Annotated in this window: 18 protein-coding genes; 7 read left to right on the forward strand and 11 right to left on the reverse strand. The window is 58.8% G+C overall.

Annotation, left to right across the window (positions count from 1 at the left end):
- Positions 1-1,135: 1,135 nt before the first annotated feature.
- Positions 1,136-1,447: an MTH1187 family thiamine-binding protein gene (locus ACWHTU_RS11540; RefSeq protein ID WP_447859509.1), complete on the reverse strand. Its 312-nt coding sequence runs from the start codon at positions 1,445-1,447 to the stop codon at positions 1,136-1,138.
- Positions 1,448-1,550: 103 nt separating this feature from the next.
- Positions 1,551-2,180, reverse strand: coding sequence for a precorrin-2 dehydrogenase/sirohydrochlorin ferrochelatase family protein (locus ACWHTU_RS11545; RefSeq protein WP_447859510.1), 630 nt, complete (start codon positions 2,178-2,180; stop codon positions 1,551-1,553).
- Positions 2,181-2,510: 330 nt separating this feature from the next.
- Between ACWHTU_RS11545 and ACWHTU_RS11550 the strand changes: the two genes are divergently transcribed.
- A complete protein-coding gene (locus tag ACWHTU_RS11550) occupies positions 2,511-2,963 on the forward strand; it encodes a c-type cytochrome biogenesis protein CcmI/CycH (RefSeq protein WP_447859511.1) in 453 nt (150 codons plus the stop codon).
- A gap of 120 nt (positions 2,964-3,083) precedes the next feature.
- On the opposite strand, the gene ACWHTU_RS11555 is transcribed toward ACWHTU_RS11550, so the two are convergent.
- Positions 3,084-3,629, reverse strand: coding sequence for an HNH endonuclease (locus tag ACWHTU_RS11555; RefSeq protein WP_447859512.1), 546 nt, complete (start codon positions 3,627-3,629; stop codon positions 3,084-3,086).
- 188 nt (positions 3,630-3,817) lie between these two features.
- Between ACWHTU_RS11555 and ACWHTU_RS11560 the strand changes: the two genes are divergently transcribed.
- Positions 3,818-4,138, forward strand: a complete 321-nt coding sequence (locus ACWHTU_RS11560) for a Rieske (2Fe-2S) protein (RefSeq protein WP_447859513.1) — start codon at positions 3,818-3,820, stop codon at positions 4,136-4,138.
- On the opposite strand, the gene ACWHTU_RS11565 is transcribed toward ACWHTU_RS11560, so the two are convergent.
- Entirely contained in the window at positions 4,118-4,612 is a 495-nt protein-coding gene (locus tag ACWHTU_RS11565; RefSeq protein WP_447859514.1) for a hypothetical protein, read from the reverse strand. The two genes, ACWHTU_RS11560 and ACWHTU_RS11565, sit on opposite strands and share 21 nt — an antisense overlap.
- A gap of 472 nt (positions 4,613-5,084) precedes the next feature.
- Here ACWHTU_RS11565 and ACWHTU_RS11570 point away from each other — a divergent pair, with 472 nt between their 5' ends.
- From ACWHTU_RS11570 to ACWHTU_RS11580, 3 genes are all read left to right on the forward strand, one after another.
- The gene (locus ACWHTU_RS11570) at positions 5,085-5,528 is read left to right on the forward strand and encodes a gamma-glutamylcyclotransferase family protein (RefSeq protein ID WP_447859515.1); all 444 of its coding nucleotides are present in this window, start codon (positions 5,085-5,087) and stop codon (positions 5,526-5,528) included.
- A gap of 62 nt (positions 5,529-5,590) precedes the next feature.
- Positions 5,591-5,917: a (2Fe-2S) ferredoxin domain-containing protein gene (locus ACWHTU_RS11575; protein ID WP_447859516.1), complete on the forward strand. Its 327-nt coding sequence runs from the start codon at positions 5,591-5,593 to the stop codon at positions 5,915-5,917.
- 23 nt (positions 5,918-5,940) lie between these two features.
- Entirely contained in the window at positions 5,941-6,453 is a 513-nt protein-coding gene (locus ACWHTU_RS11580) for a MogA/MoaB family molybdenum cofactor biosynthesis protein (protein WP_447859517.1), read from the forward strand.
- A gap of 42 nt (positions 6,454-6,495) precedes the next feature.
- Here the strand turns inward: ACWHTU_RS11580 and ACWHTU_RS11585 are convergent, their stop codons facing one another.
- The 3 genes from ACWHTU_RS11585 to ACWHTU_RS11595 all read right to left on the reverse strand — a co-directional run bounded on the left by ACWHTU_RS11585 (position 6,496) and on the right by ACWHTU_RS11595 (position 8,994).
- The gene (locus ACWHTU_RS11585; RefSeq protein WP_447859518.1) at positions 6,496-6,897 is read right to left on the reverse strand and encodes a CBS domain-containing protein; all 402 of its coding nucleotides are present in this window, start codon (positions 6,895-6,897) and stop codon (positions 6,496-6,498) included.
- Positions 6,898-6,945: 48 nt separating this feature from the next.
- Positions 6,946-7,977, reverse strand: a complete 1,032-nt coding sequence (locus tag ACWHTU_RS11590) for a zinc-binding dehydrogenase (protein WP_447859519.1) — start codon at positions 7,975-7,977, stop codon at positions 6,946-6,948.
- A gap of 84 nt (positions 7,978-8,061) precedes the next feature.
- Complete coding sequence (locus ACWHTU_RS11595) at positions 8,062-8,994, reverse strand: PhzF family phenazine biosynthesis protein (RefSeq protein WP_447859520.1); 933 nt, start codon at positions 8,992-8,994, stop codon at positions 8,062-8,064.
- 108 nt (positions 8,995-9,102) lie between these two features.
- On the opposite strand from ACWHTU_RS11595, the gene ACWHTU_RS11600 reads away from it, so the two are divergent.
- The gene (locus ACWHTU_RS11600) at positions 9,103-9,783 is read left to right on the forward strand and encodes a TIGR02466 family protein (RefSeq protein ID WP_447859521.1); all 681 of its coding nucleotides are present in this window, start codon (positions 9,103-9,105) and stop codon (positions 9,781-9,783) included.
- Positions 9,784-9,873: 90 nt separating this feature from the next.
- Here ACWHTU_RS11600 and ACWHTU_RS11605 read toward each other — a convergent pair whose 3' ends face one another.
- Complete coding sequence (locus ACWHTU_RS11605; RefSeq protein WP_447859522.1) at positions 9,874-11,118, reverse strand: hypothetical protein; 1,245 nt, start codon at positions 11,116-11,118, stop codon at positions 9,874-9,876.
- An 83-nt stretch (positions 11,119-11,201) separates the two neighbouring features.
- On the opposite strand from ACWHTU_RS11605, the gene ACWHTU_RS11610 reads away from it, so the two are divergent.
- A complete protein-coding gene (locus tag ACWHTU_RS11610; protein ID WP_447859523.1) occupies positions 11,202-11,441 on the forward strand; it encodes a hypothetical protein in 240 nt (79 codons plus the stop codon).
- A 106-nt stretch (positions 11,442-11,547) separates the two neighbouring features.
- Here the strand turns inward: ACWHTU_RS11610 and ACWHTU_RS11615 are convergent, their stop codons facing one another.
- The 3 genes from ACWHTU_RS11615 to ACWHTU_RS11625 all read right to left on the reverse strand — a co-directional run bounded on the left by ACWHTU_RS11615 (position 11,548) and on the right by ACWHTU_RS11625 (position 16,751).
- Entirely contained in the window at positions 11,548-13,500 is a 1,953-nt protein-coding gene (locus ACWHTU_RS11615; protein WP_447859524.1) for a B12-binding domain-containing radical SAM protein, read from the reverse strand.
- A gap of 10 nt (positions 13,501-13,510) precedes the next feature.
- A complete protein-coding gene (locus tag ACWHTU_RS11620; protein ID WP_447859525.1) occupies positions 13,511-15,397 on the reverse strand; it encodes a B12-binding domain-containing radical SAM protein in 1,887 nt (628 codons plus the stop codon).
- A gap of 139 nt (positions 15,398-15,536) precedes the next feature.
- Entirely contained in the window at positions 15,537-16,751 is a 1,215-nt protein-coding gene (locus tag ACWHTU_RS11625; protein WP_447859526.1) for a class I SAM-dependent methyltransferase, read from the reverse strand.

Genomic DNA, 16,751 nt, shown 5'->3' on the forward strand with positions numbered 1-16,751 from the left:
ACTCGTTTCGTTCGGCAGTTTCTCACCTTCCACTCGCGCGGACCGCAGATCCACAGCAAGCACGGCGACCGGCATGTCGGCAGACCACCCATGGCTCTGAAAACCGCAATAGGTCCGGGCATCGGGTGAACGCGCACAATTTGCGACACAGAACCGGCTATCCAACGGGATGAGATCGAGCAGCCGGTTGGCCGTCAACCCGGAATGGACAACCGCCTGGTTCTCAGATCCGGTCTTTATTTCATGGTAATTCCTAACCAAACTGGACCAGATGGAGACTGATCCAGCAATGCAACGAGGTCCTCGCTGCGGACATACGCGAACCTGGAAGTTGGCCGACGGGCGGCTGAAGCGCTAGCAGGGCGCATGCCGGTACCGCCTCACCTCGGTCTGGGAGTCCAGTCGTCTGCCGGCAGCCGTGACGCGGCGCCCGCGGGAGGTGTTCGTGCTGGGGGGCCCGCCTCTCGGCAGCGCTTCCGCAGGCGGACCAGTGCTCCGGCCCGCGAGCGATGGTCGCGTGTGATCCGCGCCTGGTGTGCGAGGAGGGAGCACCGACGTGAGCCGTTTGCTGGCACCGTCGAGCGCGACGAAACGACCGTTGGAGGCACACGCCCTGGCAAACGCGGCTGGGGCGCGGCCGGTACAGTCCTCGTGCTGAGGATCCTGCAATGCCACGGACTGGTCCGCGGGGTGCCGGTCCAGGAACGGCACGGTCACACAATAGATAATTGAACGGGTCAAGCCCCATCCCAGGCCCGGTCGCCTCTCCTCCACCGATGACTGGCACGCCTAGGCCTCGCTCGCCGTCCGCGGTAACCATATCGGCGGGCGCAAAGAGCGCGGCAGACCCAACGGGCGCGATCCCCTCAATGGCATCGAAGGGTTCCGGAGCTCTGCGAAAACCTAGTTGCATCCGTTGCGCGGCGCGCCTCGGAAATTCTTCCCTCTGGACTTGGGCGAGCTTTGCTACCGATTCAACCATCGTAACCAGGACTTATATCCCTTGTTGCACAAGCTCTGAAAGGCAACCCCCTTCGACGAGGTCAAACCGATTGTGGTCAGATTCGTTAGGAATTACCTATTGCATACGCCTGGCAGAGCAGGCCCCACCATCCCGCTCTTCATTCCGGATCCGTCAGGAAGTCTTCAGTTTCCGCTTGAGATGCTTTTCCACGCTCGCGACTTTGCTGGTGAGGCGGCCCCTGTGGCCCTTGCGGTAGTCGACTTTGATCGTACAGGAGATACGGTTGCAGTCCTTCTTCATCCGCTCGAAGCATTGTTTCACGACGCCGAATACCTCATCCCATTCTCCCTCCAGAACTGTACCCATCGGATTGAGACGATACTCCACGCCGCTCTTATCAATGATATCCAGAGAGCGCGCGACGTACTTACCGACGCTCTCGCCTTTGCCGAGCGGCGACATACTGAATTCGAGCAAGACCATGGGCGGGAAACGCTCCTTTGCGTGGTGTCAGATACCAGCGGCCAGTTTGAACCGTCTCCTATCCCTAATCAGGCTTCACGCGCGACGCATCACGAGCTACGCCTTACGCCTTCTGCCGCTGCTCCAGCCAGACCTTGGGATATTCGATGCTTCCAGTGAACTTAAAGCCATTGACGGCCTCGCGCAACAACAGTCGCCGCTTCTCGTCGTCGGCCTCGGCCGCTTTGGTCTCGTCGCGCAGATCAGCCAGCCAGTCCAGGAACGCCGCGAATTCCTCTCCGAAGATCTGCTCCAGATCCTGCCGCAACCGGCTAGCGAGCGCCGGGGAGACGCCGCTGGTGCTGATCGCCACGCGCAGATGGCCGCGGCTCACCACCGCCGGCATCATGACATTCGACAGGGTCGGCTCATCAATCGACCACACGAGAAACCGTCGTTCACGCGCCAAGTCCAGCAACGACCTGGCAAAGTCACGGTCGCCGCGAAGTGTGTTCAACACGAGGATGACACTTTCCACGTCGGTCGTCCTGAACATGCGAACTCGGTGGATGACCTTGGCCGAAGCCGTCAACTTGCGCAGCGTGTCGTTGAGCGTCGGGTTCACCACCGTGACTTTGGCTCCGGCGTCCAGCAACCGCAAGGTTTTTTCCGCGGCTTCATCGTCACCGCCCAGTACGAGGCAGGGCCACCCTTTAACATCCAATGAGATTGGGAATCCAGGATTTGCCGTCATCGCGCCTCCTCTCATTCGCAACAGTAGTGCGTATCTTACAATAGCGTCTTTCGGAGCGTAAACCGCACCATTCACGGCCTCTTTTCCGCCTCGCCTCGGCTCTGTATAATGCGCGGACTCCTTGGAAAGCTCGGCTGAATGCACCGCAGGACGTTGCGCGCGTGGCGCACCTTCGTTGACCCGAGGCATGAACCCATTGCACCGAGAAGCGCGACTGATGCCCAGAACATCCTCTCTCTCCCACCTGGGGAGAGGGGTAAGAAACCGTGGGGTGAAATTGAGAACTGCTCGCTGACACCTATTTTTTACACAACAGGAGGCAGTTGGAACGTGGCAAACTATTCACCGGGCGCATTTGGCATGGCCGCCGGGATCATTGCTCTGGCCGGTATCGCCGCGTGGCTGGGTTTGGCCCACAGTTGCGAGCAACAAGGCGGATCGAGTGTCATCGCCGGACGCATCACTATCGCACCGGCGCTGGCGGATCAAGTGCGGCCGACTGACGTGCTGTTCGTCATCGTTCGCCGACCGCAAGGTACGCCGCGTCCCCTCGCGGTGAAGCGGATCGACAACCCCAAGTTCCCGGTGGAGTTCGAAATCACGAATGCGGACCTGATGATGCCGGGAGCGGAATTACGCGGGATGGTGGATGTGGTTGCACGGCTGGATCGGGACGGCCAAGCAGGACCGCCTCAACCAGGGGATCTCGAGGGAAAATACGGCAAGAACCCCACCCTCGTCGGTGGACGAAATGTGGAGATCATGATCGATAAGCAGTACTGACCTGGGAGGGAATGAGGAGTTAGGAGTGTAGATTAGGAATTGAAGGTGTTCAACGAGGAATTGGCTGCCCTGGGCATGCACATTTCGCGCATCCTCATTCCACATTCCTCATTGACTTTTCTACGCTTCCGCCTGATCGGCGTCTAACTCCATGTTCCAGTACAAGTAGTCGCGCCAACTTTCCGGCGTATTGCGGATGCCGATGGTGATCGTAAGCACTGGGTTCCACTTAGGCTTGACTGGCTTCTTGATGAGCCGCATCCCGGCCTCTTCCGGCGTCCGTCCGCTTTTCCTGTTGTTGCAGCGCCAGCAGGCTGTGACGATATTCTCCCAGGTCTTTTTCCCACCCTTGGCGATCGGTACGACGTGATCGAAGGTCAGATCTTCGGTGCGGAACTTCTGGTTGCAGTACTGACAGGTATAGCCGTCACGGGTGAAGATGTTGATGCGAGAGAACTTGACAGCTCTATGGCTGTCTTTCAGCCGGACCAGCTTGAGCAACCGCATGACAGCCGGCAACTTGATCGAAATCGACACCCCGTGAATGTCGCGGTCGTACACCTCCAGGACTTCCACCTTGCCCTGCCAGAGCAGAGTAATAGCTTTCTGCCAATTGATGACACGCAGCGGTTCGTAGGTCGCGTTAAGCAACAACGTCATTTCCATGAGAACTCCTTACCCCATCCTCCAGGTCTTGGCAGCCGGGGCTGGACCACCTGCCAGCCTTTGTGTATGCCACAATTGGAGAATCAGATCAAGCTGGAAGGCCGATGGAGCAAGCCGGAACCGATCTCTCCTCTCAGGCCGGGACCCAGCGGCTCAAGCGCGGAGCTACGAAGGAGGATCCAGCGGCGATGATGAAATTCGTTCCGGTGGCGAAGCTCAGCGATCTGGAACCCGGCTCTTGCCTTTCGGTCGAAGCGGAAGGCGGAATGCTGGTGGCCCTGTTCAACGTGGACGGGATCGTCTACGCGCTCGACAATTCCTGTCCCCACGCAGGGGGACCGTTGGGCGAAGGAGCCCTGGCCGGTGAGATCGTGAAATGTCCCTGGCACGGCTGGCGGTTCAATGTGCGGACTGGCGTGCGGGTGGACAATCCCGATTTCAGAGTTGCCTGCTACGAGGTGCAGGTAGAAGAAAACGTAATCAAAGTGTCACTGCCCATCTCCTGGTGAGAACGGCGACCGCATTGGAGCCCCGGGTGTGGCATCGGCAGGCATGTACCCATCTGCCGGCAGGGACGCCGCGTTGACACGCTTGGTTGCCAGGTTGGCATGCCAAATCAATTCTCGTTCGAACCACTGATTCTGTCCTTGTTCCCGCATCGTGACTCGCACTTCATAGAGATCGCCCTCCAGCCGCTGCACCCGCCACTCCCCCAAATACACGCCTTCGCCCCGCGCCTTCTTAGCGCGCACGTGCTCGGTCAAGGCCTGCAGGATTGTCGGCGCCCCTTGCGCCCGATGCGTCTGCACCAACGCGATGGCTTCCGCCGCGCGCGGATCGGCCATGGGGTTCAAGGAAGCCGGCTTGAGCCACCAATAGGCCAAGCCCCCGGCGACCAGCAGACCGTACCCGATGTAGTGGATCGTTCTGATCCACGACCAAGAGGATTCTGAAGAAGGAGCGGAAGAAGACTGGACAGTCAAAGCCAGTTAGCGTTTCGACGGAGTGAAAGAAAAGAATAGAGCCTTTTCGGCGTCACGGTTCCGCAGCAGGATGGGTTCACGCGGGCGATTTCTTGTCGGACCGCCTTGCGGAGCAAACGGTTGCGCTCGATTAAGGCTTGCCGCTCTCGCCGGATTCGGTCGGAAACCGGTTTGCCGGATGAGGAAGCCAAGGTTCCGGGTACCGGCTCCCCCCGACCAACGCCCGACCGGTAGATGTCATTTTCCTCCAGAGCTCCCTGCCCGGCGCCGGGCCATAAATTTGTCGTACACAGCATAGGGCCTGACGAAGCCGGAAGTCAATGCTGGCTCCTTGCAGCTCTTTCTCGCCCGGCAACCCACAGAGCGCTGGAATCCGCAGTGACGAGAGCGACCCTCGACTTGACAATCCAACGAGCGGATATGCTACAAGTACCAGGCTTGTTTCAGGAAATCGTCACGGACGTGAGCGCGCATGAAACTCTTCGTCTATGCTGACAACCTGAACCCCACTCAACTAAAACGGCGCGCGCCGGAGCATCAGTTTCTTTTTAAAGCCTATCTGCCCGATCACACCATTCAGTTTTGCCGGTGGTCTTCCCAATGGCGCTGCGGTCTCGCCAGTGCAGTCCCCTCTCCCGGAGAAAAAGTCTGGGGCATCGTGGTGGAGGTCACAGATGAAGACTTGAAGCTTATGGACGAATTCGAAGGCGACGTTCCACCCGGTGCGTTTCGGCACCTTCCGGTCACCGTGATTACAGAAGAAGGCGAGAAAGTGCTCGTCACCACGCACGCGGCGACGCCGATCGGGAAATTCAAGCCCAAGGAACATTACTTGGACTGGGTGATGAAAGGCATTAAACACTGGAAGCTGCCCGATGAATGCGTCGAACAATGGAAATCCTACATGCCGCGATAACAACCGGCTATGATTATGATTTGTGAGCTTCCAACGATTGACTTCCGAGAAGAGGAGACCCTATGCCGAAGCCCAAATATCACATCGTGGTCTGCACCAATTCCCGTCCGCCCGGGCATCCGAAACCATCCTGCGGAACGGCGGGATCGGCCAATATCCTTATGGCCCTCAACATGGGACTGATGGAGCGTGGCTATCAACCCGGCCAGATTTTGGTCACCGGTTCCGCCTGTTTGGGTCCCTGCGAACACGGCCCCACCGTCGTGGTCTATCCTGACGGCATCTGGTACTCCAAAGTAACGGAGGCCGACGTGCCGGCCATTCTCGACGAACATATCGGCAAAGGCACGCCCGTCCAGAAGCTCAATCCCGACGCTGTTTGGCGCTGAGTGCCTCCCGCTGGATTTGTCTTGTGAGCACGCCTTCCTACCAGGAACACAAGATTCACGCTCCTCGCCGAGTCGGGTGTTTGGTCATTACCTGTAGTGACACACGCACGCCGGAGACCGACGAGAGTGGTCAACTCATCATGCGCCTCTTGAAAGACCAAGGACACGAAGTCGTCGCCTATCAGCTCGTCAAAGACGAGCCGGTACAAATCAGGGCGAGCATCGAAAGTGGCGTGATGAACGAGGAGGTTCAGGCGATCATCATCAACGGCGGGACTGGGATTTCACGGCGCGATTCAACATTCGAAGCAGTCGAAAAAATATTGGAAAAGCGATTGGATGGATTCGGCGAACTGTTCCGCTACCTAACCTATCAGGAAATCGGCTCACCCGCCATGCTCAGCCGGGCCACCGCGGGCATCGTGCGCGGCCGGGTCCTGTTCTCCACGCCCGGCTCAGTGAATGCCGTACGGCTCGCGATGGAAAAATTAATCCTGCCGGAGTTGGGGCATCTGATCAAAGAGCTCAACAAGTGACGGCCACATCACCCGAAATAACGCACCGACTCTTGTTCTCCATTAGTCCTGCATAATCTTCGGCTCAGACACCCGCTTATAAAACACCAGCAGGTCTCGCACGGAGATCAAACCCACCAACTTGCCCTGTTCGGTCACACCCAAATGCCGCACGCCCAGATCGCCCATCATGTCGTGGGCGTCCTGCACGGTCCGCATCACCTCGATCGTGGCGATTGGGCTGGTCATGATGTCCTGCACCGTCAGTGTGTTGAGATCGGCTCCTCCCGCGACCGCCCGCCGCACCACGTCGGTATCGGTGACAATGCCCACGAGATCGCCGTTTTTCTCCACCAGCAGCGAGCCGATGCGTTCGTCCCGCATCTTCTTGGCCGCCTCCCGCACCGACGTAGTGTAGGGAATCCGCTTGGGATCTTTTCGCATGATCTGCCCGACAGTCGACATGGATGAGGTCCTCCTTTATCAGAATGTGTCCGCTCGAATTCGCAACGCCTATTCCACCTTCAACACGATTTTACCAAAGACCCGCCGGCTCAGGAGTTGTTCCTGCGCCGCGCGGGCATCCCGAAGCGGATAGATCCGGTCGATGATCGGACGGAGTTTGCCCCGCCCGATCAGCGCGGCGACGGCGAGCAACTCGGCCCGCGTGCCCATGTACGAACCTTTCAGCGTCAGTTGCCGCGAAAACAGATAGCGGAGATCCAGTTTCACTTCGCCGCCGGTCGTCGCGCCACAAGTAACCAGCCGACCGCCTCTAGTCATCGCGTGCAGGCAGGCTTCCCAGACTTCGGGCCCGATATGCTCGAACACCACATCCACGCCGCGCCCTCCGGTGAGCGCCTTCACCCGCGCCGCGACCTCCTCTTTGGAGTGCTGAATCACCTCGTCCGCGCCGAGTTCCTTCGCCTTGACGATTTTGTCCTCGGACCCTACGGTCGTGATGACGCGCGCGCCGACGAGTTTGGCCATTTGGACGGCCATGCTGCCGACCCCGCTTCCCGCCCCCATGACCAGAACCGTCTCGCCCGGTTTGAGATCGGCCAAGGTGAACAACATATGCCACGCCGTCACGGACACAAGCGGAAAGGCAGCGGCCTGTTCGAAGGTCAACCCGTCGGGGATGGGCAAGACATTCCGAGCAGGCACGGCGACGAACTCCGCATAACCCCCGTCCACCTTCGCACCGAGGATGCCGTATGTCGGGCACAGATTATCCCGTCCCGCGAGACATTGCTCGCATCGCCAACAACTCAAACCGGGCGAGACGAAAACCCGACTTCCGACGGCGATGCCCTCGACCCGCTCCCCCACCGCTTCCACAACCCCGGCCACATCCGACCCAGAAATATGGGGGAGCGGAATCTGGTACGCCGGAATGCCTTGGCGGATCCAGATGTCCAGATGATTCAACGCGCAGGCTTTGACGCGAACCAATACCTCTTCCGGCCCCGTCCTCGGCGTGGGCACCTCTTCGAAGGTCAATTTCTCCGGCCCGCCGTGCTCGCGAAAGACTACCGCCTTCATCACTCCCTCATAGTCACGAACGCTGAATGTGGAATGAGGAATTGTTAGACCTTTTCTGGTTCCATTCCTCATTCATCTCCTAATTCAGAATCTTAGAACTCCTTCCGCCACCATCACCACTTGGCCGCCGACTTTGACTTCCTGGATCGCATCGTCGTCCGATTCAACCTGGATAAGAATGCGCGAGGGGCGCTCGATTTCGTAGCCCTGTTCGGCGACGATCTCGGTCATCGGAGCCACCTCCACCACGCCGTGATGGACCAAATACGCGCCCAATGCCCCGCTGGCGCTGCCGGTGGCCGGATCTTCAAGCACACCGACAGGCGGCGCGAACATGCGCGTGTGGACGGTCGCCGACTCATCAACCGTCATCGTCGTGAACACCATCATCCCACTCGCTCCGTAGCGTTCGCAGAGCCGGTTCACGGCCGACACATCCGGCATGATGGACCGCACGGCCGTCAGCGTGCGCACCGGCACAATTATGACGGGTAAGCCGGTTGAGACGACCTGAATCGGCCATTTCGCCTCGGTGATCGCATTTTTCGACACCCCCAACGCCTTGGCGACATCAAAGACGTCCTGGACGCCTTCCACCTGGTTCAAAAACTGCGGTTTGGGTTGCGACATGGCTACCCGCAGGATCTCCCCGCGATGCGCGTGAAGTTCGACGGGAAACAGACCGAGATTGCACTCATACACGGCGCGTGTCACCGGCTCCCGGACCGCCAGCTTTTTCAGTTCGCCCAGTACGTAAAAGGTTCCGAGAACGGGGTGGCCAGCAAAGGGAATTTCCTGCGTCGGAGTGAAAATGCGGATCTTGGCGACGGCAGCCTGATCAGTTGGAGGGAAGACAAAGACGGTTTCAGAGAGGTTCATTTCACGAGCGATCTGTTGCAGCTCGCGATCGGTCAAGCCTTGGGCATCCGGCACGACGGCGACGGGATTCCCACCGAACGGTTGGTCGGTGAAGACGTCGGCCTGATAAAACTTGAGAGTTCGGACCTCGTCATCCATCGCCGACGCTACTGTAGGTCAGCGCCGAAGTCCTTGTCAAACCCATCGTAGCCATGGCCCGGCCGGTCGCCACGGCACTGACCTTGACTTGCCAGGGAACGCAACGCTATGTTGGCTTTTATGGCACGGGAAATGGAAATCAACGTCCGCCCGATTTTCTCGACTCCCCTTCTCGTCTTCACGGTTCCGGACCACGAACAGATCAATGCTCAGTTGCGTCGTGCGATTCTCGAGCGCGAAGCCTCCACGCCTGCTTATTCGGATTACGAGGTCGTCGGCTGGTCCTCTCCACACGATCTCTCCATGCTGGATTGGGCCGGCGAGCCTTTGAAGCGGTTGTTCGAACCTGTCATTGAGGTGGCCACGCAGGTGACAGAGTTCTCCGAACGGGCGCCGGGGACGGCCGGACGGCGTCCCGGCTGGCAGGTCGTCGAGGTCTGGTCCAACGTGCAGCGCAAGGGGGGCAGCAACGCCGCCCATCCGCATCCCGGCAGCTTTTGGTCTGGCGTGTATTATGTGGATGTCGGCGACATCTCGCCCGATAGCAAATGCGGCGGCGAGTTGCAGCTCTTTGATCCGCGGGGCTGTCTGCCCAGGATGCTCGCCCCCTACCTCCGCTACGCCATGCCCGAACTGCACGATGCCGGGCGCAATATTTCGTTTTCCCCCACAGCCGGCCAGTGTGTGATGTTCCCCGGTTGGCTCTTCCATGCCGTGGCCACCTACACAGGCACGGCTCCGCGCATCAGCGTGGCCTTCAATCTCGATCCGGTCCTCACTGCAAAATAGCTGTCCCTCCACTGCCTTCCCCGCCTTTCTTACAAATTCCAAAACAAAGTAGGGCGGAAAAACAGCCGGTGCTTGAGCGGCCTATATGCGCTAAGCGGAAATGGGCAGAGCTTCGTATGACTGAGTGAGAGGATTGCGGACGTAGTCCTCGACGTAGTTGCGCAGGTGGCCGTTGCGGTACAGCAGTTTGTTGGCGAACCTGGTATCAATCCGATGCAACACCCTGACCTTCACACCGGTCTTCTTGATGAACTGGTCGAGCGTCACGCCGGCAATATCCGTATACGGCCCGCGCCCTGACTGCATCATGCACTTGGGGACATGGATCATCTTCTGACCGCTCAACCGTCTGGCGATGTCGTCGAAAGTCAACAGGACCGTGCAGTCCGAGTCTCCACCCAAAGTCGCATTGGGCACCATAAGGAATCGGGCTCGATTCTTCCGGTACATTGTGAGGATCTTGTAGACGCTCTTGGCCATCACCACCGTATCATGCTTTTCCAACTCCAGCGAATCGAACAGGCTCACGATCCGACGACGGTTCAGAAAAGCCGTGATCGGAGCTTCCGTGTGGATGGTCTGCAGATTCGGCAAGCCCGCATCGTAGACGCGCTCGGCCTCGCGCGGCAGATATTTCCGCCCTTGCCGCATCAGTGCGACCGTCTCTTCCTTAAGCCCCCGCACCGGCGTCAGACACCCCATCCACAACACGCACTTCTGGTTGACGCCGGAGATCGTGACGGCGTCCTTGGACATCGTATAGTCGTCGAACGCATAAAAATTGGCTGAAGAGACGGCCGGCCCATCTAGGACCTTCATCAGGTGCTTCACCGCTGGAGCGTGCGGCATGAGCCGTTCCCGATAGTCGCTCAGCGTGATGACCGACAATTCAAAATTGATCCGTCCGGGGTACTGCGCAGCCAACTGGTGGATCTTCGGCACATGCACGAATCCAACGGTGAAGAACGTGACGTTCTTGTCGGTGTACTTCAGAAAATCCTCCAGCCATTCCATGGCCTTGGGGTGCAGGAACAGATCAGTCCATTCCATGTATTCGTTCCCGCCTAGACACCAGAATTGCTGGGGATCGGTCGGCTTCTTGTTGATGTAGTCGAGAATGAACTCCCAGTCCTCTTGGGTCGTTCGCGGCGGGTCGGCTGTCTCTCGATACGAGTGGTCGATCTCGTAGCAAAATTCACACTTGACAGGACAGCTCTTGCCGAGGCTGAGCGGGATCTTCCCCCCGTCCATTTCCCGCTTCAGGATCTCTCGGTAGTCTTTGCCCTTGAGGACCGGCGGGGCCTGCAGGATGGGCAGTGGAGTGGTTAGACGCATGATTGACAGGGTTTCCGGCTCTTTGTCACACTCACCGACGGGCGGCGCGACGATGGCCGCCGGACGCTTGAATCCGTCACGCCATGGAGCAATCGGACCTCGATCGCGCGTTGGAAATGTTCGGCCTCTCGTTGCCGGTCACGCGTGAGCTGCTCGATCGGAGACGTCGGGAACTGCTGCACCTCTGGCATCCCCATCGGTATGCCAACCTGACCAACAATCCGCGCAAGTATATGCAGATGTACAAAAAAGCCGAAGCGATGACAAAACAGATCGAGGCAGCCTACCAACTGCTGAGCAATTGGCTGTCATCCCAACGCTGACCGCGGAAAGCGGGTAACGGAGTGCCGAGACCAAAGAGGATCTGTTTCCCTGGTTTCCTTCCACTGGCAATCATTCGTTGCCAGCTATTTGCTATCGGCGCCTTGCTCATGACACCGCGTGGCTGACCACCCGGGTCATCGACGGCTCGCCAGCCTTCCCTTCGCCCTCGCCCAATGCAACCGGCCAGGTTACTAGCCCGGAGACGCTGTCCGCGGCGCCCTCTTTTCGCTGCGCGTAGATCTGCGGCAACCGGTTGGTGCCGTACTTGGAGATATAAAGAAAGACATGCTCGCGGGCGTTCACCCGAACAGCCCAGGGCTGGAAATCGTTTCGATAAAACTCCTCGCAGAGCTGCATCGCGTCGAGGCAAGAAAGTCCACCCGGCTCATTCAAGGTGTAATAGTAATCCAGCGGAAGGTCGTACTCCTCCTGTTTGTGAATAGTGATGCCGAATTTCTCGGGGTTCCGGACCATCGGCGTATGGCGATAGGCAACAAAATAGAAGAGCTCGACCGAATGAATGTACGGCTGATTGTCGAGAATAAATTGCCTGGTCTCCAGCGCCTCCTCGCGGGTCTCGCCGGGAAACCCATAAAAAGCCATCACGTGGTTCCAGATACCCGCCTTGGCCGCTTCTTTCAGATTGTGCTCGATGACGCTCTTTTTGACGTGCTTGTCCATCAAGTTCAGCACACGCTCATTAGCCGATTCCATCCCATAATAGAGCGTGCAGCATCCGGATTTTGCGGCCAGCTTCCAGATCTCCGGGTCCTGCAGCGTTTCCTCGAAGCGGATCAGCGTCGTCCACTTGATGCCGACGTTCTGCTCAACCAGGAGTTGCGTGACCTTCTTAAAGAGCGCGGGCGGATAGGATTCGTCGGAGAACAGAAAATGTTCGCAGCGATATTTGTCCTTCAACGCCTTGAGCTGCTGTACAACCAGGTGCGCCGGCATCCCTCGATATTGGTCGAAATAACCCTGCCCGTGATCGCAGAACGTGCACCGCCCCCAATAGCAGCCTCTGGTCGCGAGATAGGGCAGGATACGCACCGGCACAAAATAGCTGTCCAAAGGCAAGCCGTCGAAGTCCGGCAAGGGCAGCGCCGTCGTCTTCTCCGTATAGATCTCTTGGCTCGTCCGAATCCCCTGACCGTCGCGATACATGAGGTTCGGTACCGAAGCCAGATCTCGTTCTCCGCTCAGCGCTTCGAGTAGCCACAGCAAAGCGTGCTCGCCCTCGTACAGAATCGCCGAATCGAACACTTCGGTGAAAAACCGCTCGTGCTTCGGCAATTCTTCCTGTAATCTCGTAATGACGTTGCCGCCCACCACGACGTGGATTTGCGGGAACGCTTCTTTGATCATTTTGCAAATGGTCAGACCGGCCAGCAGCTGCATTTGCGTCCCAATCGAGACGCCCACCACCTCCGGCGACTCCCTGCCGACGACCGGCAAGACCAGTTGCCGACAAACATCACGATAGACATTCACCTGGTCGTCGTCGAGACAAGCAAAGACCTCCTTGGACACGCCGGGCCGGTAACCCAGGTTGCTCTCCATCGGGTAGAACACCAGCGACGCCGGGTAGTACGCGGCGGAAATGTACTGCATCACCTCACGGAACGTGTTCAGCGCCCACTCCAACTTGTCGGCATCGTAAAACTCCTCGCTATGGACGATGCGCTTCGCCCGCTCGGCCCGTTCCGCCAGTTCAAACACATCGATCGAGGCCTTGGCCTCCAAGCAGGCCTTCTGATCCGCCTCCTGGTCGGTCAACCATCCTGCCTGCTCCTTGGCTTCCAACTCCTTCAACTGCATGCCCATCCTGGCTTTGATCCAGATGAGGAACATATCGCTGAAGAAGTGATTGTACATCTCGATATTGACGTCTTTCTGGATGACCTCGTGCCCGTGCTCGCGAAGGACGGCGGCCAGGCAGGGCAAGGCCAGGTAGGGCGCGGTCGGCACCCATTCCGGCGGGAACAAAAGCATAGTCTTGAGCTTGCGGCCGCTCCTCCGCCTGGCGCCCGCTCCTTCGATCTGAATCAGGTGGCTCATCGCCTTAACTCTAACTCGATGCCGTCCCGGCAGGAATGCGATCAGGATTGAACTGGAGGTCCTGCAGTTTGCTCAGCCCAAACCGGGCGATATAGAGAAAGACGTACTCCCGGATGAAGATGCGCAGGTCCCACCCCGGATAATGATTGCGCTCAAACTCTTCGAACACCCGCTCTGCCTCTTCAACGCTGAGCCCTTCGCGCACAGTGTAATAATAATCCAGCGCCAAGTCCCAGTCCGGATTCTTGTAAGGAGTCACACCCCACTTTTCCGGGTGCTTCGCGACAGGGGTGTGTTTGCTCAGGTCGAAGGTTCCGAAACCGAGCGAATGGACATGTGCCCTGTTGTCCTCCAGGAATCGAACCGACTGCCAGGCCTCCTCCCGCGTCTCCCCCGGAAATCCGAAGAACCCCATCACATGGTTCCAGATTCCTACCCCGGCGGACAGTTCCAAATGCCGCTTGATCACGTCCGTCGTCGTGGCCTTGTCCATCAATTTGAGCACCCGTTCACTCCCCGATTCATAGCCGAAGTGGAGATACCGGCACCCGGAATCCCTCGCGTCTCGCCACACCGCTTCGTCAAGCAAGCTTTTCTCAAACCGCATGTGGGTCGTCCAGAGAATGTCCATCTTGGTCTCGACCAGCCGGCGGGCCAGTTTTCGGAAGAGCGCCGGCGGATAGGATTCGTCGGTAAAGTGGAAGTGGCGGGTGTGATATTTCGTCTTGAGGAACCGAATATCCTCGATGATCTGCTCAATCTTCTTCGTCCGATAGCCAGCGGTGTAGCCTTCGCCGTGATCGCAGAACTCGCAGCGGCCCCAGTAACAACCGCGCGTAGCCAGATACGGCAGAATGCGGTCCGGCACGAAATACTTCTCCAGCGGCAGCCCGTCGAAATCGGGCGGAGGAAGCGAGCCCATGTCTTCCGCGTATGTCAGCGGCGAAGTGTGCACCCCGGCCGCATCACGATAGATCAGGTTCGGGATGCCGCCCAGATCTCGTCCGGCGCCCACCGCCTCGATCAATTGCAGAAACGCCGTCTCCCCTTCGTAGATCACCGCGCTGTCGAAAAACGCGAACAGCGGCGAACCGGGCAGGACATCGCGCAGCCGCGTCACCGTATTGCCGCCGATCGTGACGTGGATCTGCGGAAACTGTTCCTTGATCAGGGCGCAGAACGTCATCGACGAGAAAAGCTGCTGTTGGAGCACAATTGAGACTCCGACCACGTCGGGTCGTTCGGCTTCGATGGTCGGCTTGACCAGGTGATCAAACACATCTCGATAGACGTTCACCTGCGTGTCGCGCACCGCATCCATCACCTCGGAGGACATGAAAACCTTATAGGAAAGATCGGTCTCCATCGGGGGCATGCAAATCCGTGCCGGGGCATAGACCAGCGAGATCGCCGCAGTGATTTCCCGAAACGTGTTGATAGCCCATTCCAGCTTGTCGATGTCATAAAAATCCTCACCGCGCACGATCCGCTTGGCCCGCTCCGCCTTGTCAGTCAGCTCGGCGATCCGCTGACGGGTCAGATCGCACAACGCAAGCTGGAGGTCCGCTTCCCATTCCTCCAACTCGCGCTTCTTCGCCAGTTTCCTCAGCCGATCGAGCTGTTGGGGTACCTTGCGAAGCACGCGCTTGAGAAAATCCTCGCTGAAGTACCAGTCGTACATCTCGAGATTTACATCTTTTTGGATCACCGTGTGTCCAGCGGCACGAAGGACGGCGGTCAGAGTGGGCAGGCTCAGATAGGGTTCGGAAGGGTACCAGTCCGGGGGGAAAATCAGCAGGACCTTCATCTTTCGCCCACCTGCCACGGCCGACGAGCGCCGGTGAAGCTGGATCAGTTCCGTGCTCGCCCGTTGGCCTTTGGAATATTCGATTCTCATGGCTGGCCGTTCCTCCTCAACACCCCCAGAAGGAATCGAAATTCACCGGGAGTTCCAGAACTTAGCGAAAATCACGCCAATTCTATGCGCCGTCCAACTGCCGGGTCAAGGGTGAGTCAACGCGGTCTTGCCCCGTACGTCATGCTTGGTTGGTGCCCATCCCTCCGACAATTTCGTCGTAGTAGGCTTCTACCAGCTCGGCACGTTGGGATTCGACAATCACGATCTGCCGCTGATCGAAGGTATTGGCGCAGTACACGTACGCTATCGATCCTGCCCGTCCCAGCTCGACATGGAACTCGCGCCCGTCCGGCTCCCGTGTCGTGCGCTCCTTCAGGATCTGCCGCTCCTGAAGCTGGTTCCAGACTCGCTGAGCCGACGGCCAATGGTTTTCGTAGAGTGGTTCATCCGCCGGCCGCACGATCCCGCTTCGGCCGGTGATATCAAATACGGGGGCCTCGTCCGGTTCCGGCAATTCATCCCAGGCGACCGCTGTCAATCCAGCGTTCCGGGACAGGCCTCGCCCCAAGACATAGAACGGCCCATCATCGGCGATTTCTTCGACCAGCCGATACCGGATCGGTTCGGGCGGTTCCAAAAGACTCAGGCCACGCGCCGCCAGCGCGCGCTGAAACGGAATCCGCCGCGCCAAGGTTCTGGTTTTCTCAAACACAATCATCCGCCCATTCGAAGCCAACGCGGCGACGAGCCGATCCAGCCTTCTGCCCACGCCGGTTCTCCGTTCAAACTCCTGCTGGAGTCGAGAATCGTGCGGGCGCTCGAACGTGCGCCAGCTTTGACTGGGAAGGCCGGGGTCCCGCTCCGCCTGCACCAACGCATGGGTCGCGACGATCAGATCGAACGGGCCGGCCGGCTGGCTTTCCTCAACGTCCGCGCACTCGAACCGGACATTGGCGAGACCGAGCGCGGCCGCCTGGCGGCGCGCCATCTGGATGGAGGCCGGTGACCGGTCGATCCCCAGAAACGCGCGGTCGGGAAACTGCCCTGCGTAAAATGTGGTCAGGATTCCGACCCCGCAGCCGAAATCCAACACGGACCGCGCGTCGCCAATTCGCGATGCCACCCGTGGTCCGATTTCGACATAGTAGTCGTACCGCTGACTGTAGAGCACGGGGACAATGTGCGGACAAGCGGTAAGGTCGTAGAACGACTTTTCTTCCTCGGCACCGGCGCCGAGCGCCCGTTTCCGTTCAATGCGCTCGTTGAGCAGGCTCAAATCGGCTGGGCTGAGGCGCTCGCGTTGCCATCGGAAATAGGCCGCGTCGGAGTCAAAGCGCCGGAGTCCCCACCGGGCAAGATGAGCGAGAAGCGCGTTGTGGAGTCCGGTCAGCAA

The sequence above is a fragment of the Nitrospira calida genome, from assembly GCF_976986435.1.